This window comes from Auraticoccus monumenti (assembly GCF_900101785.1).
In the GTDB taxonomy this organism is placed as follows: domain Bacteria; phylum Actinomycetota; class Actinomycetes; order Propionibacteriales; family Propionibacteriaceae; genus Auraticoccus; species Auraticoccus monumenti.
Window position 1 is genome coordinate 152879 of sequence record NZ_LT629688.1, and the last position, 17310, is coordinate 170188.

14 protein-coding genes and 1 tRNA gene are annotated in these 17310 nt (G+C 73.6%); 3 read left to right on the plus strand and 12 right to left on the minus strand.

Annotated features, from left to right (window positions below; all coding sequences use genetic code 11):
* Positions 1–272: 272 nt before the first annotated feature.
* Positions 273–524 (minus strand): divalent-cation tolerance protein CutA, encoded by a 252-nt coding sequence (gene cutA, locus BLT52_RS00735; protein WP_090589677.1) that lies wholly within the window; start codon positions 522–524, stop codon positions 273–275.
* Between the two features lie 405 nt (positions 525–929).
* On the opposite strand from cutA, the gene BLT52_RS00745 reads away from it, so the two are divergent.
* A protein-coding gene (locus BLT52_RS00745) for an IS3 family transposase (RefSeq protein ID WP_172803964.1) occupies positions 930–2092 on the plus strand; the annotation gives its coding sequence in 2 pieces (ribosomal slippage) (positions 930–1208 and positions 1211–2092; 1161 coding nt in all).
* Positions 2093–2107: 15 nt separating this feature from the next.
* Positions 2108–2563 carry a tyrosine-type recombinase/integrase gene (locus tag BLT52_RS00750; protein WP_269457598.1) on the plus strand — a complete coding sequence of 152 codons (456 nt, stop codon included), beginning with the start codon at positions 2108–2110 and terminating at the stop codon, positions 2561–2563.
* A gap of 11 nt (positions 2564–2574) precedes the next feature.
* Here the strand turns inward: BLT52_RS00750 and BLT52_RS00755 are convergent.
* The 4 genes from BLT52_RS00755 to BLT52_RS00770 form a co-directional block, all read right to left on the minus strand.
* A tRNA-Thr gene (locus BLT52_RS00755) sits at positions 2575–2650 on the minus strand.
* A 166-nt stretch (positions 2651–2816) separates the two neighbouring features.
* Positions 2817–3497, minus strand: a complete 681-nt coding sequence (locus BLT52_RS21625) for a LysM peptidoglycan-binding domain-containing protein (RefSeq protein ID WP_090589686.1) — start codon at positions 3495–3497, stop codon at positions 2817–2819.
* A 218-nt stretch (positions 3498–3715) separates the two neighbouring features.
* Complete coding sequence (locus BLT52_RS00765; protein WP_197679140.1) at positions 3716–4447, minus strand: sirohydrochlorin chelatase; 732 nt, start codon at positions 4445–4447, stop codon at positions 3716–3718.
* Positions 4440–6038 (minus strand): alpha/beta hydrolase, encoded by a 1599-nt coding sequence (locus BLT52_RS00770; RefSeq protein ID WP_090589688.1) that lies wholly within the window; start codon positions 6036–6038, stop codon positions 4440–4442. The genes BLT52_RS00765 and BLT52_RS00770 overlap by 8 nt, the downstream gene beginning before the upstream one ends.
* Before the next feature lie 61 nt (positions 6039–6099).
* Here BLT52_RS00770 and BLT52_RS00775 point away from each other — a divergent pair, with 61 nt between their 5' ends.
* Positions 6100–7083 carry a hypothetical protein gene (locus BLT52_RS00775; protein ID WP_090589690.1) on the plus strand — a complete coding sequence of 328 codons (984 nt, stop codon included), beginning with the start codon at positions 6100–6102 and terminating at the stop codon, positions 7081–7083.
* Positions 7084–7151: 68 nt separating this feature from the next.
* Here BLT52_RS00775 and BLT52_RS21630 read toward each other — a convergent pair whose 3' ends face one another.
* From BLT52_RS21630 to BLT52_RS00810, 7 genes are all read right to left on the minus strand, one after another.
* Positions 7152–8114, minus strand: a complete 963-nt coding sequence (locus BLT52_RS21630) for a DoxX family protein (protein WP_090589692.1) — start codon at positions 8112–8114, stop codon at positions 7152–7154.
* Between the two features lie 115 nt (positions 8115–8229).
* Complete coding sequence (locus tag BLT52_RS00785; protein ID WP_090596151.1) at positions 8230–9444, minus strand: DNA polymerase III subunit delta'; 1215 nt, start codon at positions 9442–9444, stop codon at positions 8230–8232.
* Between the two features lie 23 nt (positions 9445–9467).
* Positions 9468–10109 carry a dTMP kinase gene (tmk, locus tag BLT52_RS00790; protein ID WP_231946435.1) on the minus strand — a complete coding sequence of 214 codons (642 nt, stop codon included), beginning with the start codon at positions 10107–10109 and terminating at the stop codon, positions 9468–9470.
* Positions 10106–11530 (minus strand): CYTH domain-containing protein, encoded by a 1425-nt coding sequence (locus BLT52_RS00795; protein WP_090589698.1) that lies wholly within the window; start codon positions 11528–11530, stop codon positions 10106–10108. Before BLT52_RS00795 ends, tmk begins: the two co-directional genes overlap by 4 nt.
* Before the next feature lie 4 nt (positions 11531–11534).
* Positions 11535–14351: a type I DNA topoisomerase gene (gene topA, locus BLT52_RS00800; protein ID WP_090589700.1), complete on the minus strand. Its 2817-nt coding sequence runs from the start codon at positions 14349–14351 to the stop codon at positions 11535–11537.
* A 124-nt stretch (positions 14352–14475) separates the two neighbouring features.
* Positions 14476–14946: a DUF4383 domain-containing protein gene (locus BLT52_RS00805; RefSeq protein WP_090589702.1), complete on the minus strand. Its 471-nt coding sequence runs from the start codon at positions 14944–14946 to the stop codon at positions 14476–14478.
* 294 nt (positions 14947–15240) lie between these two features.
* On the minus strand, positions 15241–16779 hold the full coding sequence (locus tag BLT52_RS00810) for a DUF7059 domain-containing protein (protein WP_090589704.1): 1539 nt from the start codon (positions 16777–16779) through the stop codon (positions 15241–15243).
* Between the last annotated feature and the right edge of the window lie 531 nt (positions 16780–17310).

Genomic DNA, 17310 nt, shown 5'->3' on the forward strand with positions numbered 1-17310 from the left:
GTTCTTCACCGAAAGCGGTCGAGATGACAGGATGGCCGAAAGGACGGGGTAGGTATGAGCGAGACGAGCGCCGAGTGTGCGTGCTGTGGGCGCCATCTGGCACGTCGACGGCTGCATAAGTTGGGAGACGCCGGTATCTACATCTGTCGGCGCTGCGGGCTGTGGGTGGCCGTGCGACTTCGCGGAGACGACGTGAGCTCCACCTGAGACGTGCAAGAGGCCACCCGACACGAACTGTCGGGTGGCCTCGTGGTGGCTGGTCAGGCGTAGGACTAACTCGTCTCGTCGGTAATCCAGTCCAGGTAGGCCGGCAGTCCGCCGGTGATTGGCAGGGTGATGACCTCAGGCAGGTCGCCAGAGTGGTGCTCGGGGATCCAGCTCGCGAGCTGCTTGGCGCGTTCGTCGGTGGTCTTGATCCAGAGTTGCCACTCGGTGTCGTGGTAGATCTCGCCCTTCCACCGGTAGACGGCCGTCGCTTGGTCTGGGATCGGGCGGAGCTGCTGGCGTGGGTAGCGAGTGCCCATGAGTCGCGGGAGTGCGCGTGAGCGTTCAACGTTCGGTGACGGCTGGCGGTGAGGTCCGGTACCGGGCTCGGGTGAAGTCGCACGGGCGTCAGGTGGCTTCTCGGGTGTTCACCCGCCGTGCCGATGCTGTGGCGTGGGAGCAGGACCAGCGCCGGACGTTGCGCAGTGCTGAGTGGTTGGACCCGCGTCGCGGCCGCATCACCGTCGCGGAGTTGGCTGAGCGGTGGTTGGCCTCCCGGACCTCGGTGAAGCGTCGGACGCTGGAGAGTGACCAGGGCGCCTATCGCAACTACATCGCGCCGAAGTGGCGGGACCGGTCGCTGGTGTCGATCACGGGGGTCTGCTGCACGAGTAGGTGACATCTGATCTGTGGTGCCAGAGGGCACCGCTGGAAGGATGTGCACTGTGCCCAGACCCCACCCCAAGGAGTTCCGTGACGATGTCGTGGCGGTGGCCCGCCGCGGCGATGCTCCGATCGCCGAGATCGCCCGAGACTTCGGCATCAGCGAGTCCTGCCTGCGGAACTGGCTCGCCAAGGCCGACGCCGAGGACGGCCACCGACCGGGCGCGACCTTGACAGACTCGGCCGAGCTGAAAGAGCTGCGCCGTCGCAATCGGCTGTTGGAGCAGGAGAACGAGGTCCTGCGCCGGGCTGCGGCCTACCTGTCTCAGGCGAACCTGCCGGGAAAATGATGTACCCGCTCGTCCGCGAGCTCGCCGCCGACGGGATCCCCGTCACGGTGACGTGCCGGGTACTCAAACTCGCCCGCCAGCCCTACTACCGCTGGCTCGCTGCACCGATCACGCCCCGCATGCTCCAACAGGCCCACCTGGCCAACGCGTTGTTCGACGCCCACCGCGACGACCCGGAGTTCGGTCACCGGCTCCTCGGTGACGAAGCCCGCGCTTGGGGTCACCGAGCCTGTGACCGGACAGTGTGGCGGATTTGCTCGACCAACCGCTGGTGGAGCGTGTTCGGGAAGAAGCGTGGAGCCAACGGCAAGAAGCCCGGCCCGCCGGCCCACGACGACCTGGTCCGGCGCGAGTTCACCGCGGCCGCTGCGAACAGGCTGTGGTTGACCGACATCACCGAGCACCCCACCGCCGAGGGCAAGCTCTACCTCTGCGCCATCAAGGACCTGTTCTCGGGCCGGATCGTCGGCTACTCCATGAGCAGCCGGATGAGGTCCCAGCTGGCCGTGGACGCGCTTGCCTCAGCAGTGGCCCGCCGCGGCGGTGGGGTGAACGGCTGCGTCGTCCACTCCGACCGTGGGTCGCAGTTTCGTTCCCGACGCTTCCTAGACGAGCTGCGCCGCCACCACCTGGTCGGGTCGATGGGCCAGGTCGCCTCCGCCGGTGACAACGCGGCGATGGAGTCCTTCTTCTCACTGCTGCAGAAGAACGTGCTGGACCGGCGCTGCTGGGCCACCCGTGCCGAGCTACGCCTGGCCATCATCACCTGGATCGAGAAGACCTACCACCGCCGCCGACGACAAGCCCGCCTGGGTCGACTGACCCCGATCGAGTACGAGACCATCAACAGCACTCAGGTCGCACTCGCCGCCTGAGAACCACTGTCACCTATCGGTGCAGCAGACCCGAACAAGCGTGCCAGGACGGTGCCCCTGGTCAACGAGGTGGCCTCGATCGTGGACCGCTGGGCGAGTGGCAAGGACGCCGGCGACTGGCTCTTCGCCGCTCCTGAGGGTGGCCCTTTGCGGGAGGGCAACTGGAAGCGCGCTGTGCGGTGGAGTCAGGCCACTGTCGCGATCGGTCGTCAGGGGCTTCGCGTGCACGACCTGCGGCACACCGCGGCGTCGGTCTGGTTGGGCTCTGGAGCGGACCCGAAGGTGGTTCAGCGGGTGCTCGGGCACGCCACGGCGTCGATGACGATGGACCTCTACGGGCACCTGATCGACCGCAACCTGTGGGAGGCGGCGGCGCGTCTTGGGGACACGGCGGGGACACGAGCCCGTTCTGCGCAGGGTCTCCAGGGTGCTGGTGACGTGGTGCAGTTGCGCGAAAGCGCGTCGGACTAGGGGTGGTGCTGTGGGGCCGCCTTCGGGAATCGAACCCGAGACCTACGCATTACGAGTGCGTCGCTCTGCCATCTGAGCTAAGGCGGCGGGTGCGGGACGTGCCCGCACGGCTGATCACTATAGCCGCGCGGTCCCGCCGACGCGCAACCGCGAACCCCGGGTGACGGGACAGGGCCCGGGCACCGTCTCTGACGAGGGGGTGTCCGGGCCCTGCCTCAGGTCACGCGCGAGGCGTGGCGTCAGCGGGCGAAGCTCAGCCGACGGTCAGGGTCTGACCGACGAAGATGAGGTTCGGGTTGCTGATCTTGTCCGAGTTCAGCTCGTACAGCGCCTTCCAGCCACCCCGGACACCCTCCCGCTGGGCGATGATGTTGAGGGTGTCGCCGGCGCGGACGCTGACGGTCTCGCCGGTCACCGCGCGCTTGGGCGTGCTGGAGCCCTGCTGGGACCAGCCGCCGTTGGAGCGCTTCGGCTGGGCCTGCTGCTGGGTCGACTGCTGCTGCTGCGGCTGCTGCCTCGTCGACTGCTGCGAGCGGCTGGTCTGGTTGGAGCTCGAGCGGGCGGACTCCGAGCCGGAGGAGGCCGCGCCGCCGTTGGACCGGGTCAGACCGGCCCTGGCACCGCAGACCGGCCACGCACCCGGGCCCTGCCCCTGCAGGGTCGCCTTGGCCACGCGGATCTGCTCGGACTTGCTGGCCTGGTCCGCACGACCGGAGCCGCCGTAGGCCTGCCAGGTGGACTGGGAGAACTGCAGGCCACCGTAGTAGCCGTTACCGGTGTTGATCGACCAGTTGCCGCCGCTCTCGCACTGCGCGACCTCGTCCCACACGCTGTCCGCCTGGGCCGTGGTGGTCCCGACCAGGGAGAGCCCGGCCGCGAGGCCGACTGCGGCGACGGCCCCCGCGGCGCGTCGTGCGATGGTGTGCTTCGTCATCTGTGTGTCCTTCCTGTGCGCCGGTGGACCGAGATCGTCCGTCCACCCCCACTGCGCCCGGGACGTTCCCGGCTGGTGCCGACCGGTGGGGTAAGGCGGGTCGGCACGCGTCACGCAACCCGGTGGCCTTGCTGAACCCCCGGGTGGCTCCGCGAGGACCGCGGGGCCGTGCACACAGTAAGCAGACGGTGAGAGGAAACCAAAGTTCTCTCAGGGATTCACAGGTTCGCTTCGCTCCGGTAGCGGGCTAGCACGATCTCGTCGAGCTCCTCGGCCACCCCCAGCGGCGCCGTCACCACGTCGGCCCCCTGGTCGACCAGCCGGTCGTGGAAGAAGCCGGGGGCCAGCAGGTAGGAGGCGATGACCACCCGGCCGGACGTCCCCACCCGGGCCGCGCGCACGGCCTCGGCCACCGACGGCTCGGCCTTCGCCCCGAACCCGACCGACACCGGACCGCCCCAGCGCTGCTCCAGCAGGGCCGCCACCTCGCGCACGGCCTCGGCGGCCTCACCGCGGCTGGACCCGGCCGCCGCCAGCACCACGGCGTCTGTGGGCTCGGCGCCGGCCTCGACCAGCCGCCGGTGCAGCAGGTCCGCCAGCCGGGGGTCCGGTCCCAGGGCCGCGGTGGCCAGCGCGCGTCCCGGGTGGGCGGCCACGGCCCCGGCGATGTCCACCTGGGTGTGGTAGCCGGCCGACAGCAGCGCCGGCACCACCACCACCCGCTCCCCCGCGCCGACCAGTCCCGTCAGCACCTCCTCGACCTGGGGGTACTGGACGTCGACCCAGGTCTGCTCCACCCGCACCCCGCGCGCGGCCACCCTCGCGGCCAGCGCGTCCACCACGGCCCGCCCCTCGAGGTTGTCGGTCCCGTGGGCGCAGAGCAGCAGCACCGGCCCCGGCGGCGTCGCCTGCTCCCCGGCGGTGGACGTCCACTTCGGTGCCTCACTCACGGCAACGGGTCCCCTCCGGCGGCAGCGTCCCCTCCACGAGGTAGCCGACCACCGCCTGGTCGATGCAGGTGCTGCCGTCGCCGTAGGCCCCGTGACCCTCGCCCTCCAGGGTGAGCAGGTGACCGGACTCCAGCTGGTCGGCCATCGAGACCGCGTACTCGTACGGCGTGGCCGAGTCCCCGGTGGTGCCCACCACCAGGACCGGGTCCGCACCCGCCCCCCGGATCGGCTCCTCCAGCACCTTCGGCGCCACCGGCCAGACCGGGCAGGTCAGCGCCGGGCCGAAGTAGCGCCCGAAGATCGGGGCCACCTCCTCGTCGCTCTCCCAGTCCTCCAGCGCCTGGTCCAGACCCTCGTCGTGCCGGTCGACGCAGGAGATCGCCGGGAAGGCGAAGGTGCTCTGCCCGTACTGGCCGTCCTCGCCGCGGGCGTTGTAGGCGTCGGCGTAGAACAGCAGCGCGTCCCCGTCGCCGTCCGCAGCCAGCTCCAGCGCCTCGCGCAGCTGCGGCCAGCTCTGCTCGGAGTACAGCAGCACCACCACGCCGGTGACGGCCAGCGACTGGGTCAGGCGGCGCTCGGAGCGGGTGGGCATGGGCTGGACGTCGGTGGCGTCGAAGATCGTGGTGATCCCCTGCAGCACCTCCTCCCGGCTGCTGCCCAGCTGGCAGCCCCGGGCGACGCACCAGTCGGCGAAGCTGGTCAGGGCCCGGTCGAAGCCGACCGCCTGGGTGACGTCCTCCTCCTCGCTGATGTTGACCGCCGAGTCCAGCACCAGCCGCCCGACCCGGGTGGGGAACAGCTCGGCGTAGACCGAGCCGATGTAGGTGCCGTAGGAGTAGCCCAGGTAGCTGAGCCTCTCGTCCCCGACCATCTGTCGGAGCAGGTCGAGGTCGCGGACGGTGTCCAGGGTGCTGATGTGCTGCAGCAGGGTCCCCGAGCGCTCCAGGCAGGACTGGCCGAAGGAGCGGTTGGCCACCACGAGCGCCTGGCGCTCGGCGGAGTCATCCGGCGAGGTGTCCAGGGCCATGTAGGCGTCGACGTCCTCGCCCTGGAAGCAGCGCACCGGGGTGGAGCCGCCGACGCCGCGCGGGTCCCAGCCCACGACGTCGTACTGCTCCAGGCCGGTGCGGGTGAAGTCCTTGGCCGTGCCGGTGCCGCCGAACCCGGGGCCGCCCGGGTTGACGAAGAGCGTGCCCAGCCGCGGCTCGGCCGTGGCCGGCACCTTCAGCAGGCTCAGGGTGATGGCCTGCCCGTCGGGGTCGCCGTGGTCCAGCGGGACCTTGACCGTGGCGCACTGGTGCGCCTCGCAGGGCGTCCAGGCCGGCGTCTGCCCCGCGTAGCGCTGCAGGCCGCTCCCGGGCGGCGGGTCGACGAATCCCTCGGGACGCACGTCGGGCACCTGCGGGTCCGGCCGGTCGGGGTTCTCGTCCTCGGCCGACGGGGAGGACGACGTGCTGGCCGACGGGGCCCCCGAGGAAGGGTCACCGCCGGGACCGGACCGACCCGGGGTGCAGGCCACCAGCAGGAGCGCCACCAGCACGCACAGCACCGGGAACGGTCCGCGTGCGGTGCGGGTGGTGGTCGTCGGCACCCGCTCACCCTACGTGGCCGCACCGTCCGGGGCGGCCGGACGGCCTCCCTATGCTGGCCCGGTGCCCACCCCCGTCGCCCTGGTCCCCCTGGCCGAGCACCGCGGCTCGGACGCCGACCGCCTCCGCGCGGACGTGGCGGCGGCGTCGTCGGTCCGGATCCCGCTGGTGGACGAGCCGCTGGGGTCGTTCACGGACGGCGCCTGGGTCTGGGCCCCCGACGGAGGGCCGGCCCGCGCAGTGGTCGTGCGGCTCGGGCTGGGGCTGCCCGACATCGCCCCGGTGCGCGCCGAGGTGGCCAACCTCCTCGCCCCGGGCGAGCGCCCCGATGACGCCGACGACCCGGGGGTTCTGGCCTCCGGGGCCCTGGACACCGGGTCGCGCTGGCAGCTCGCGGCTGGCCGGCTGGTCCCCTCCGCGCCCGTAGGAGCAGTCCTGGGCCACCTCTGGCCGCACACCGCCGGCGCCGGGCTCGGCGGCTGCCTGGTGCTGTTCGCCCATGGTGCCGACCCGCGCCCGGAGCTCGGGGACCTCGTCGACGCGCTCGAGGAGCTGCGCACGGAGACGGTGCCCCGCTCGGCCCGGATCAGCCTGGCCCGCGGGCTGCGGCTGACCGCCCGGTTCGCCCGCGCCAGCGGCGTGAGCCTGCGCCGCGGCCGGTCACCCTCCAACGAGGAGCTGGAGCACCGGGTGACGCACCAGCTGCTGGTGCAGCTGCCCCCCGACGCCGAGACGCGGGTGCTCGGCCTGCTGCGGCTGGACCCCGTCGAGCCACCGCACCCGTGGTCGGAGACCGAGGTGGAGACGATCCTCTCCCGCCCGGTGGCCGAGCTGCTGGCCGCTCCCCCGCCTCCCGCCGGTCGCGGGCGCCCGGACCCGGTGCCGCCGGCCGTGTCCCGTGCCGCGGCCCCGACGTCGGTCACCCCGCGCCGCACCGCCGCACCGCCGCAGCGCCGACGACGGGACTGGCGCGTCCCGCTGCTGGTCGGTGCCACGGCGGTGGTGCTGGTCGTGGTGCTGATCTCGTTCGCACTGCTGCTGGGCTGACGGCCCGGGACGCGACGACGCCCCGGACCTCCGAGGGGGCCGGGGCGTCGCAGGACGAGCGGGGAGGGTCAGGCGCCGGCCTTGCGACGGGCGCGCCCGCGGCGCATCGCCGCGTCGATGCCCCACCAGCCACCACCGACGCAGATGAACAGCAGGCCGATCCCGGCCAGCAGCAGCTCGCCCTCACCGGCGAAACCGGGCTGACCGGCCTGGAACGGGTTCTGGAGCCAGAGCACGAACACCAGGGCGCCGACGGCCACCAGCAGCACGCCGAGACCGGCGGCCCGGACCAGCAGCCCCAGCACCAGGGCCAGGGCGATCAGCACCTCGGCCACCGCGGTCACCACGGCGAGCACCTCGGGGTAGGGCAGCGCGGTGCTGGAGAAGAACTGGGTGGTGCCGTCGAGGTCGAGCAGCTTCTGCACGCCGTGCACGCCGATCACCGCCGCCGTCACCAGCCGCAGCAGGAAGAGCCCGAGGGAGCCCAGGAAGCGGTCGGTGTTGTGCTTGGTCGGGGTGGGGTCGGCCGGCTCCTCGACGGGGGTGGGCTGGCTCTTGACCCCCAGCGCCCGCTGGCGCTCGGCCTTGGCGGCGGCCCGCTCGCTGGCCCGGTCCCGCTCGGTGGTGTCCACCGCCGGGCTGCGGTCGCGGGTGGTGGAGGAGGACGTGGCGGCCGTCGCGGCGGTCGCGCCGCCGGGCATCACCGTGGTCGGCTCGTAGTCGGCGTCGCCGCGCGAACCACCCTGCCGGGAGAGGTCGCCACGCGGGCCGTCCTCGCGCGGACGGTCGTCGCGCGGGTGGTCCTCGCGCGGACGGTCCTCGCCGCGCAGCTGGTCGGAGCGCGAGCCGCTGGCGGAGGCCGCCTCGGCCCGTGGCAGGGCGGTGGTCTCGGTCGAGTCGGCGTCCGCACCGGCCGGCCCGGTCAGCGGCTCGGCTCGTACGGCACCGTTGCCGGAGGAGGTCGACGGGCGCGCGTCGGGGGTGGTGTCGTCCGCGGAGGCGGACCTGTTCTCGGGGCCGGTGGCGCTCATGGAGCACTCCTTCTGTCGCTGCAGTGGGGAACCTGCGGTCAGCCCCGATTGTCGCAACCGGCGCAGCGTCGGGCCCGGACCCCCGTCGGAGTGTCGGCGCCCGTCCGGGCCCGGCTCAGCCCTCCACCAGGGCGATCATCAGCGCCTCCACCGCCAGCAGCGGGGCGACGTTCGTCTCCAGCGCCTGACGGCACGCCAGCAACGCGTCGATCCGGTGCAGGGTGTTCTCGGCGGTGCCGCGTCGGGCGGCCGCAGCCACCTCGGCCCGCATCTCGGAGTTCACCAGCTCCGGCCCCGGACGCCCCTCCAGCTCCGGTGCCGCCTCCCGGGCCTGGCACATCTGCAGCGCCAGCACGTCGCGGTACCAGGCGGTCAGCTCGGTGAGGGCGCGGTCGATGGCGTCGCGCTGGAACCGCTTGGCCCTCGCCTTCTGCTGGTCCTCCAGCTCCTTCAGCGCCGCCGCGGCCTGCCGGGGTCGGGCCCCCTTGGACCCGAAGCCCAGCGCCTCCTCCAGGGCGCCGCGCTCCTTGGCGTCGACGGCCTGGGTGGCGGCCTGGGCCTCCTCGGCGCAGGCCTCGACCAGGTTCGCCGCCGCGTTCAGGCAGGCGCCCAGGTTCTTCAGCCCGGCCGGGATCATCAGCACCTCGCGGCGGCGGTTCCGGGCGGCCTCGTCACGGGCCAGCACCCGCGCCCGCCCGATGTGGCCCTGGGCCGCCCGGGCCACGTGGGCCGCCAGCGCCTCGTCCACCCCGTCACGGCGGTGCAGCAGTGCGGCCACGTCGGCCGGCCGCGGCGTGGCCAGGGTGAGCAGCCGGCAGCGGGAGCGGATGGTCACCACCACGTCGTCGGCGGTGGGGGCGCAGAGCAGCCAGACCGTCTTGGGGCCCGGCTCCTCGATGCTCTTCAGCAGCGCGTCCGCGCCGCGCTCGGTGAGCCGGTCGGCGTCCTCGACCACCAGCACCTGGCGTCGTCCCAGGGTGGGGCTCATCGCGGCCCGGCGGACCAGCTCGCGGACCTCGTCCACGCCGATGGAGAGCATCTCGGTGCGGACCAGCGTGACGTCGGGGTGGGCCCCGGACAGGGTGGTGCGGCACTCCCCGCACTCCCCGCAGCCCCCCCGCGGGCACTGCAGCGCGGCGGCGAAGGCGCGGGCGGCGGTCGAGCGGCCCGACCCGGGCGGCCCGGTGAACAGCCAGGCGTGGCTCATCGCGTGCCGCTCACCGGCCACGGCCCGCTGCAGGGTGGCCACCGGCCCCTGCTGGCTGACCAGGTCGCGCCAGACCCCGGCCAGCGGCTCCGTCGCCGGCGGCGGGGGCGCGGCCACGGGCATCGGCAGACCACCGGGCACGAGCGTCATGGCACCACCGTGCCACCCGGCACCGACAGCTCGCCGCTGACCCGCTCCCAGACGGCCTCGGCGATCTCGGCGCGGCTGCCCCGGGCCGCCAGCACCAGGTAGCGCCCCGGGTCGCGGGCCACCAGGCGGGTGAAGCCGTCGCGGACCCGCCGGTGGAACTCCACCGACTCCGCCTCCAGCCGGTCCTTGCCGGCGATCGCGGCCACGGCCTCCTCCGGGTCCAGGTCGAGCAGCACCGTCAGGTCCGGGCGCAGCTCCTCGGTGGCCCAGCGGGCGACCTGCTCCACCTCGTCGGCAGCCAGCACCCGACCCGCGCCCTGGTAGGCCAGCATCGAGTCGACGTAGCGGTCGCAGACCACCACCGCACCGCGGGCCAGCGCGGGACGCACCACCTCGGCCACGTGCTGGGCCTTGTCGGCGGCGTAGAGCAGCGCCTCGGTGCGGGGGGCCATCTCCGGGTGCGCGGGGTCCAGCAGCAGGGCCCGGATGCGGGCGCCGACCCCGGTGTCGCCCGGCTCGCGGGTGAGGACGACCTCGCGACCGGAGGCCTGCAGCCGGTCGGCCAGCAGCCGCACCTGGGTGGACTTGCCGACGCCATCACCGCCCTCGAGGACGACGAAGAGACCGGGCTGGCTCACCACGAGGCCCTGGTGGCCGCTCGCAGCCTGGTCTGGCCCTGCGCCCACTGGGACAGCAGCTCCCGGCGGGCCCGGCTCTGCGCGATCATCAGCTGCTCGTAGCGGCGTCCGGCGGTGAACGCCTGCTGCGGCCCGAGCTCGTCCACGGAGCGCTCGATCACCTCCAGCTGGGGGTCCACGCAGCCGGGCAGCAGGTCCGACAGCCGCCGCACCCGCTTGTCGACCCGACGGGCCCAGGTGGGCAGGTTGCGGCGCGCCACCAGGGCCGCGGCGTGGGCCTGGTCGGCCAGCAGCGCCAGCCCGGCCCAGTCCGCCGGCGGCGACGTCGGGCTCAGCCGGCGGCCGGCCTTGAGGAACGACTCCACCGACTGCTGCACCGACATCGCCAGCACCTCGCTGGCCGGTGCCGAGCCGGCGCCACCCAGCCGGGGCACGTTCGAGGCCTGCACGACCACGTCGAGCAGACGCAGGTAGCGCTGGCTGCTCAGCACGGCGGGGGCCTTCACGACGCTGCTGGTGGTGGGCGAGAGCCCGCCGAGCGCGCCGATCAGCCAGTCGAACTCCTCGTCGACGTCCTCCACCCAGCGCGGCTCCAGCGCCGGGGCCAGCCCGCGCAGCTCACCGCGCAGCCCGGCCAGCACCTCGGTCAGCCCGGTCGTGTCCTGCTGCCCGCCGGCGCGCAGCGCGAGGTCGGCGGTGAACCACTCCCGCAGCCGGGCGGTCACCATGGCGGTCACGAAGCCCTCGAGGTCGGTGCCGGTGTCCCACTCGCTGCCGCTCCAGCGGCCCAGCCCCGAGGCCGGCACCCCGAGCCGGCTGCCGGGCGGCGGGAGCGCGTCGACGCGGGTCCCGCCGACCCCCTGCAGGGCCTCGGTCAACCAGCCCAGCTGCTTGCGGGTCAGGTCGACCGGCTGCAGCGTCACCTCGCGGTAGCGGGAGACGGTGACCCCGCCGCGCCGGACCGTGACCCGGTCGTCGTGCAGCCGCGCCCGGACCTCGCGCTTGGGGCCCCGGATGACGAACTCCGAGCGCTCGCAGTGCAACGCCGCCACCGGGGTCAGCGGGGCCTGCCGGCGGAAGGGCAGCACCAGCTCCGCGATCGAGGTGGGCAGGTCGGCGTCACCCATCGGCTCGACCATCTCCACCGGCAGGTGCGGGGCCCAGCCGGGGGCGGAGAGGTACCACTCGCCCCGCTGGTCGGCCACCCGGTGGGCCAGCGTCACCCCGGCCCGGGTCAGCCGCAGGTCCCCGGCGTCGAGGATGGTGACGTCGAGGCCGTAGGAGTGCTCCGGTCCGCGGGAGACCATGCTGACCAGCCCGATGTCGGGACGGACCAGCCGCTGCCCGGACACGCCGAAGGGCAGCTCGAAGTAGCGCGGGCGGAGGCTCGCCGAGCGCTCGGCGTCGGTGGCGCGGGCCATCGGCTCAGCCGTTGTCCGACGGGCTCGCCGCCGCCTTCTTCGCCGGAGCCCGCCCCGTCGTCTTCTTCGCGGCGGTGGTCTTCGCCGCCGTCGTCTTCCGGGCCGTGGTCTTCTTCGCCGCCGACTTGGTGGGCGCCGCCTTCTTGGCGGTGCGCTTGGCCGGCTTCTTGGCCGGTCCCTTGGCCCGCTTGTCGGCCAGCAGCTCCGCCGCGCGCTCCGGCGTCAGGGTCTCGATGTCGTCGCCCTGGCGCAGGGTGGCGTTGTACTCCCCGTCGGTGACGTAGGCCCCGAACCGGCCGTCCTTGACCACCATCGGCGCCCCGGAGACCGGGTCCGGCCCGAGCTCCTTGAGCGGCGGCTTGGCCGCGGCCCGACCCCGCTGCTTGGGCTGGGCGTAGATGGCCAGCGCCTCGTCCAGCGTGATGTCGAAGATCTGGTCCTCGCTGCTGAGCGATCGGCTGTCGGTGCCCTTCTTGAGGTACGGCCCGTAGCGGCCGTTCTGCGCGGTGATCTCCACGCCCTCGGCGTCGGTGCCGACCACCCGGGGGAGGCTGAGCAGCTGCAGCGCCTGCTCCAGGGTGACCTCCTCGACGCTCATCGACTGGAACAGCGAGCCGGTGCGCGGCTTGGCGCTCTTGGGCGCGTCCTCCTCGAGCACCTCGGTCACGTAGGGGCCGAAGCGGCCGTTGCGGGCCACGACCGTGCGCCCGGTCCCGGGGTCGGTGCCGACCTCGCGCTCCTCGCCCATCGGCTTGCTCAGCAGCTCGCGGGCCAGCTCGGCGGTCAGCTCGTCGGGGGGCAGGTCGTCGGCCACGTTGGCCCGGCGCTCCTCGGTGTCCTCCACGTAGGTGCCGTAGCGACCCACCCGGACCACGATCCCGGAGTCGACGTCGCCGACCTCGAAGGTCGACAGCTTTCGGGCGTCGATGTCGCCGAGCTCGCTGACCAGCGCCGCCAGCCCCTGCCGGCCCCCGGCCGCGCCGACCCGGTGCTCGTCGGGGTTCGGGGCGTCCGCGGCGACACCGAAGTAGAAGTCGCTCAGCACCGCCAGCCGGTCCGCGCGCCCGCCGGCGATCTCGTCGAGGGTGTCCTCCATGTCCGCGGTGAACTGGTAGTCGACCAGCTTGGAGAAGTGCTGCTCCAGCAGCCGGGTGACGGCGAAGGCCAGCCAGGTCGGCACCAGGGCCGAACCCTTCTTGAAGACGTAGTCGCGGCTGGTGATGGTGCGGATGATCGAGGCGTAGGTGGAGGGGCGGCCGATCTCCAGCTCCTCCAGCTTGGCCACCAGCGACGGCTCGGTGTAGCGGGCCGGCGCCTTGGTCTCGTGACCGGACGCGGTGACCTCGCGGCCCTCCAGCGACTGGCCCTCGGCCAGCTGCGGGAGCCGGGCCTGGGCGTCGTCGGACTGGGCGCCGTCGGCCTCGTCGACCGCCTCCACGTAGGCCTTGAGGAAGCCGTGGAAGGTGATGGTGCGACCGGAGGCGACGAACGTGCAGGCCTCGCCCTGCTGGGGGGCGGCGGCGATCTCGACCCGGACCGACTGCCCGCGGGCGTCGGCCATCTGGGAGGCGACGGTGCGCATCCAGATCAGCTCGTAGAGGCGGAAGGCGTCACCGCGCAGCCCGGTCTGGGCCGGGGTCCGGAAGGAGTCACCGGCCGGGCGGATCGCCTCGTGCGCCTCCTGGGCGTTCTTCACCTTGGAGGTGTAGACGCGGGCCTTCTCCGGCAGGTACTCCGAGCCGAACAGCTGGCGGACCTGGGCCCGGGCCGCCTCCACCGCGGTGCTGGACAGCGTCACCGAGTCGGTACGCATGTAGGTGATGAAGCCGCCCTCGTAGAGCTCCTGGGCCACCGACATCGCGCGCTGGGCGGTGAACCCGAGCTTGCGGCCGGCCTCCTGCTGCATCGTGGTGGTGCGGAACGGGGCGTAGGGCTTGCGGGTGTAGGGCCGGGCCTCCACCGAGGAGACCGACCAGCTGGCCGTCTCCAGCCGGGAGGTCAGCTCGCGCGCCGTGGTCTCGTCCAGGTGCAGGACGTCGCCGGCGGAGCCGGATCCCTTCGACGCGACGATCTGGCCGCGGGAGTCGAAGTCACGGCCCTGGGCGATGCGGCGCTCGCCGACGTGGGTCAGGCGGGCCCCGAAGGCGGGCTGCTCGTCGCCGGCGTCCTCCGCGCTCGCCGCGAGGACCGCGTCGAGGTCCCAGTAGGAGGCGCTGCGGAAGGCGATCCGCTCGCGCTCGCGGTCGACCACCAGGCGGGTGGCCACCGACTGCACGCGGCCGGCCGACAGCCGCGGCATGACCTTCTTCCACAGCACGGGGGAGACCTCGTAGCCGTAGAGGCGGTCGAGGATCCGTCGGGTCTCCTGGGCGTCGACCAGGTCGGTGTCCAGCTCGCGGGGGTTGGCGACCGCCTCGGCGATGGCGCTGGGGGTGATCTCGTGGAAGACCATTCGCATGGCCGGGACCTTGGGCTTGAGCTCCTGCAGCAGGTGCCACGCGATGGCCTCGCCCTCGCGGTCACCGTCGGTGGCGAGCAGCAGCTCGTCGACGTCCTTGAGCGCGGTCTTGAGGTCGCGGATGGTGCCCTTCTTGTCGGGCTGGACCACGTAGAGCGGCTCGAAGTCGTGCTCGACGTCGACTCCCGTCCGCGCCCACTTCTCACCCTTGTACTTGGCCGGCACGTCGGCGGCGCCGGTCGGGAGGTCGCGGACGTGGCCTCGGCTCGACTGCACGACGTAGCCGTCGCCCAGGAAGCTGGCGATCTTGGTCGCCTTGGTCGGCGACTCCACGATCACGAGTCGACGTGTTGTCGTTGCCACTGATTCCTCTCCGTACCCCGGGTGCCGGACCGCTCCCCCGGCGGCACGCTGGACACCGTACCCCCAACCGTGCGGCGGTGAGCGCCCGAAGGGGCGGGGCCGTGCGACCCGGGGCCGGTCCCGGTCAGGCGGCGTCGGAGACGCGCACCTCCGTCGGACGCAGCCGGGTGAGCAGCGCGGCACCGATCATCAGCACCGCCAGACCCAGGTGCAGCCAGTCGTCGGCCGCGTTCACCGGCACGAAGTTGGCGGCCGAGTCCTCGGGCACCACCAGCCCGTAGACGAACAGCACCGCGTAGACCACGCCACCCCAGAGCAGGTACCGCCGGGCCGAGGCGTGGTGGCGCGCCAGCACCAGGCCGGCCACGCCGAAGAGGAGGTGCACGATGTTGTGCAGCACCGAGACCTGGAACACGCCGAGGAGCATCGCCTCGGACTCGTGGGAGGCGAAGGACATGCCGTCGAACCCGGTGGTCGCCCCGGGCACGAAGCCGAGGATGCCCACCAGCAGGAAGACGCAGCCGACCACGGCGGCGGTGACGGGGGCGACGGTGCGGTGGGTGCCGGCGACGTGGTTGGTGTCGGTGTCGGACATGCGGGGAACCTCCTGGTCGGGACGTACCCCGGCTGTACCCAACCCCGCGCCCGGGACCCACCCCGTCGCCGAGCGCCCGGTGGCGACGTCCGTGGCGGGTCGAGGGGGCCGTCATCGGAGCGAGTGGTGGCGCCGCCGGGGGTGGCGGGCCGCCAGCCGCTCCCGATGACCGTTGGCACGGTGTGCACTCCTGCTGCGTAGTCGCAGCCGGTTCGCACACAGGGGGCGCCGTGCACCCCGGCCAGGCCGGCCATCTGGAGGCTCGTCCCCGGTCGGTCGCAGGGGGCTGACCGGTCAGGAGGGGGCGGATCCCTCGAGCAGCCCCTCGCGGAGGGCCCGGCGCACCTCGGGCAGCACCTCGGCGCGGACGTCCGCGGGCTCGGTCTCGAGCAGCACGGCCACCGCGTCCAGCACCTGACCCAGCCGGAGCTCCCCGTCGCAGGCGCCGAGCACGGCGGCGGCCGCGGTCTCCACCCGGGTGGCGTGGCGGAAGCCGGTCTGCTGACGCAGCACGATGTGCTCGGGGTCGGGCGCCCCGGGCGCCCCGGTGGTCTCCTGCACGACGTCGGCGGCGAGCTGCCAGCGTCCGGCCTCCAGCTCCGACTCCGGCAGCAACGACCAGCTGAGACCCGTCTGGTGGCGGGCGAAGGCGGGCCCGACCGGCTGCTCGACCGCGTGCGGCCAGTCCACGGCCTCGACCTGGGGGACGGTGCGCTCGGCCCGGTGCACGCTGATCCAGCCCATCCCGACCGCCTCGACCCCGAGCGCCTCGAAGTAGTCCAGCCACTCCCCGTAGCGACGGCGGTGGTCCGGGGCGCCGGAGAGACCGGCGTCGGCCAGCCACAGCTCGACGTACTCGGCCGGGTCCAGGACCTCGCGCTGCAGCGCCAGCAGGTCGCAGCCGGTGCCCTCGACCCAGCCGGCGAGCCGGTCCTGCCAGGCCTCGCCGCGCAGGTGGGCCCAGTTGGCCAGCACCTGCAGGGTGCCGCCCGGGGCCAGCCGCGCCGTGCCGCCGGTGACCACGCGGCGGACCAGCTCGTCGCCGGTGAGACCGCCCTCGCGGTAGACCAGCCGCTCGCCCTCCGCGGACGGCGGGGCCATCACGTAGGGCGGGTTGGTGACCACCAGGTCGAACAGCTCCCCGTCCACGGGCTCGTACAGGCTGCCGAGACGCAGCTGCACCTCCTCCCCGGCGGTGGTCCGGGTGCCGCCGAGGGCGAAGGTCAGCCGGGCCAGGGAGAGGGCGCGGCGGTTGAGGTCGGTGGCCACCACGGAGCGGGCCTGCCGGGCCAGGTGCAGGCTCTGCACCCCGCAGCCGGTGCCCAGGTCCAGGGCCCGGTCGACCGGTCGCCGGAGAGTCAGCTGGGCCAGCGTGGTGGAGGCCGGGGAGGCGCCGAGCACGTAGTCCCCGCGCATCGGGGCCACCTGCTGGTCCAGCCCGGGGGTGAGGTCGGACACCAGCCAGCCACCGGCGCCGTCGTCGTCGCTGGCGTAGGGGCGGACGTCCACCAGGGCGCGGGCCCGTCCCCCGGAGACCTCGGCCATCCCGGCCGCGAGCAGGTCGTCGGTGCTGGCTCCGAGGGCGGCGCGCAGGTCCTCCTCGGCCACCTCCCGCTGCAGCAGCCAGAACCGGGTCAGGGTGGCCACCGGTGAGCGGTCGTCGCCCAGGGCCCGCTCGGCCGGGACGGTGGAGTTGCGACCCAGCCCGGCCTGTCCGGCGGGCCCGATCAGCCCGAGCACGGTGTCGGTGCGCCAGCCGGCGGTCTCCAGCCGGTCGCGCAGCCGCAGGGCCCGGGTGTCGTCGAGCGGGGCGGTCACGGCGTCGTCGGTCATGCCCCCGAACCTAGGCCACCCCCTCCGCTCCCACCCCGGCCGCGACCTCCCACCCCCGGCCCACCTCGCCTCACGCGCGCCCGGCCCGCTGCGATTGCTCGCCCTTGCGGCCCGGCGGCCCTTCCGCGGCCCGGCGGCCCTTCCCCCTACGAGCACGTTGCCCCCTCTACGGGCACGTCGCCCCGCCTATATACGGGGCGAAGTGCCCGAAGAGGGGGCGACGTGGGGGTTGGTGGCCGGCGTGGTGCGCAGTGGTGACCGGCGGACGCGGGGCCAGATGGGCGGGGTGGGCACGTGACCCGGGTCGGCACCTGCTGCGGTGGCCCTCCCGACGAGCACTTCGCCCCCTCTACGGGCACTTCGCGCCGCCTATATGCGGGGCGAAGTGCTCGAAGAGGGGGCGAAGTGGGGGTAGGTGGCCGGCGTGGTGCGCAGTGGTGACCGGTGGTGGCGGGCGGGTCGCGTCTGGCAGGGGCGTAGAAGAAGTCCTGGCGAATCCGGTGCAGGGGGGAATAGGGTCCCGCGAGCCGA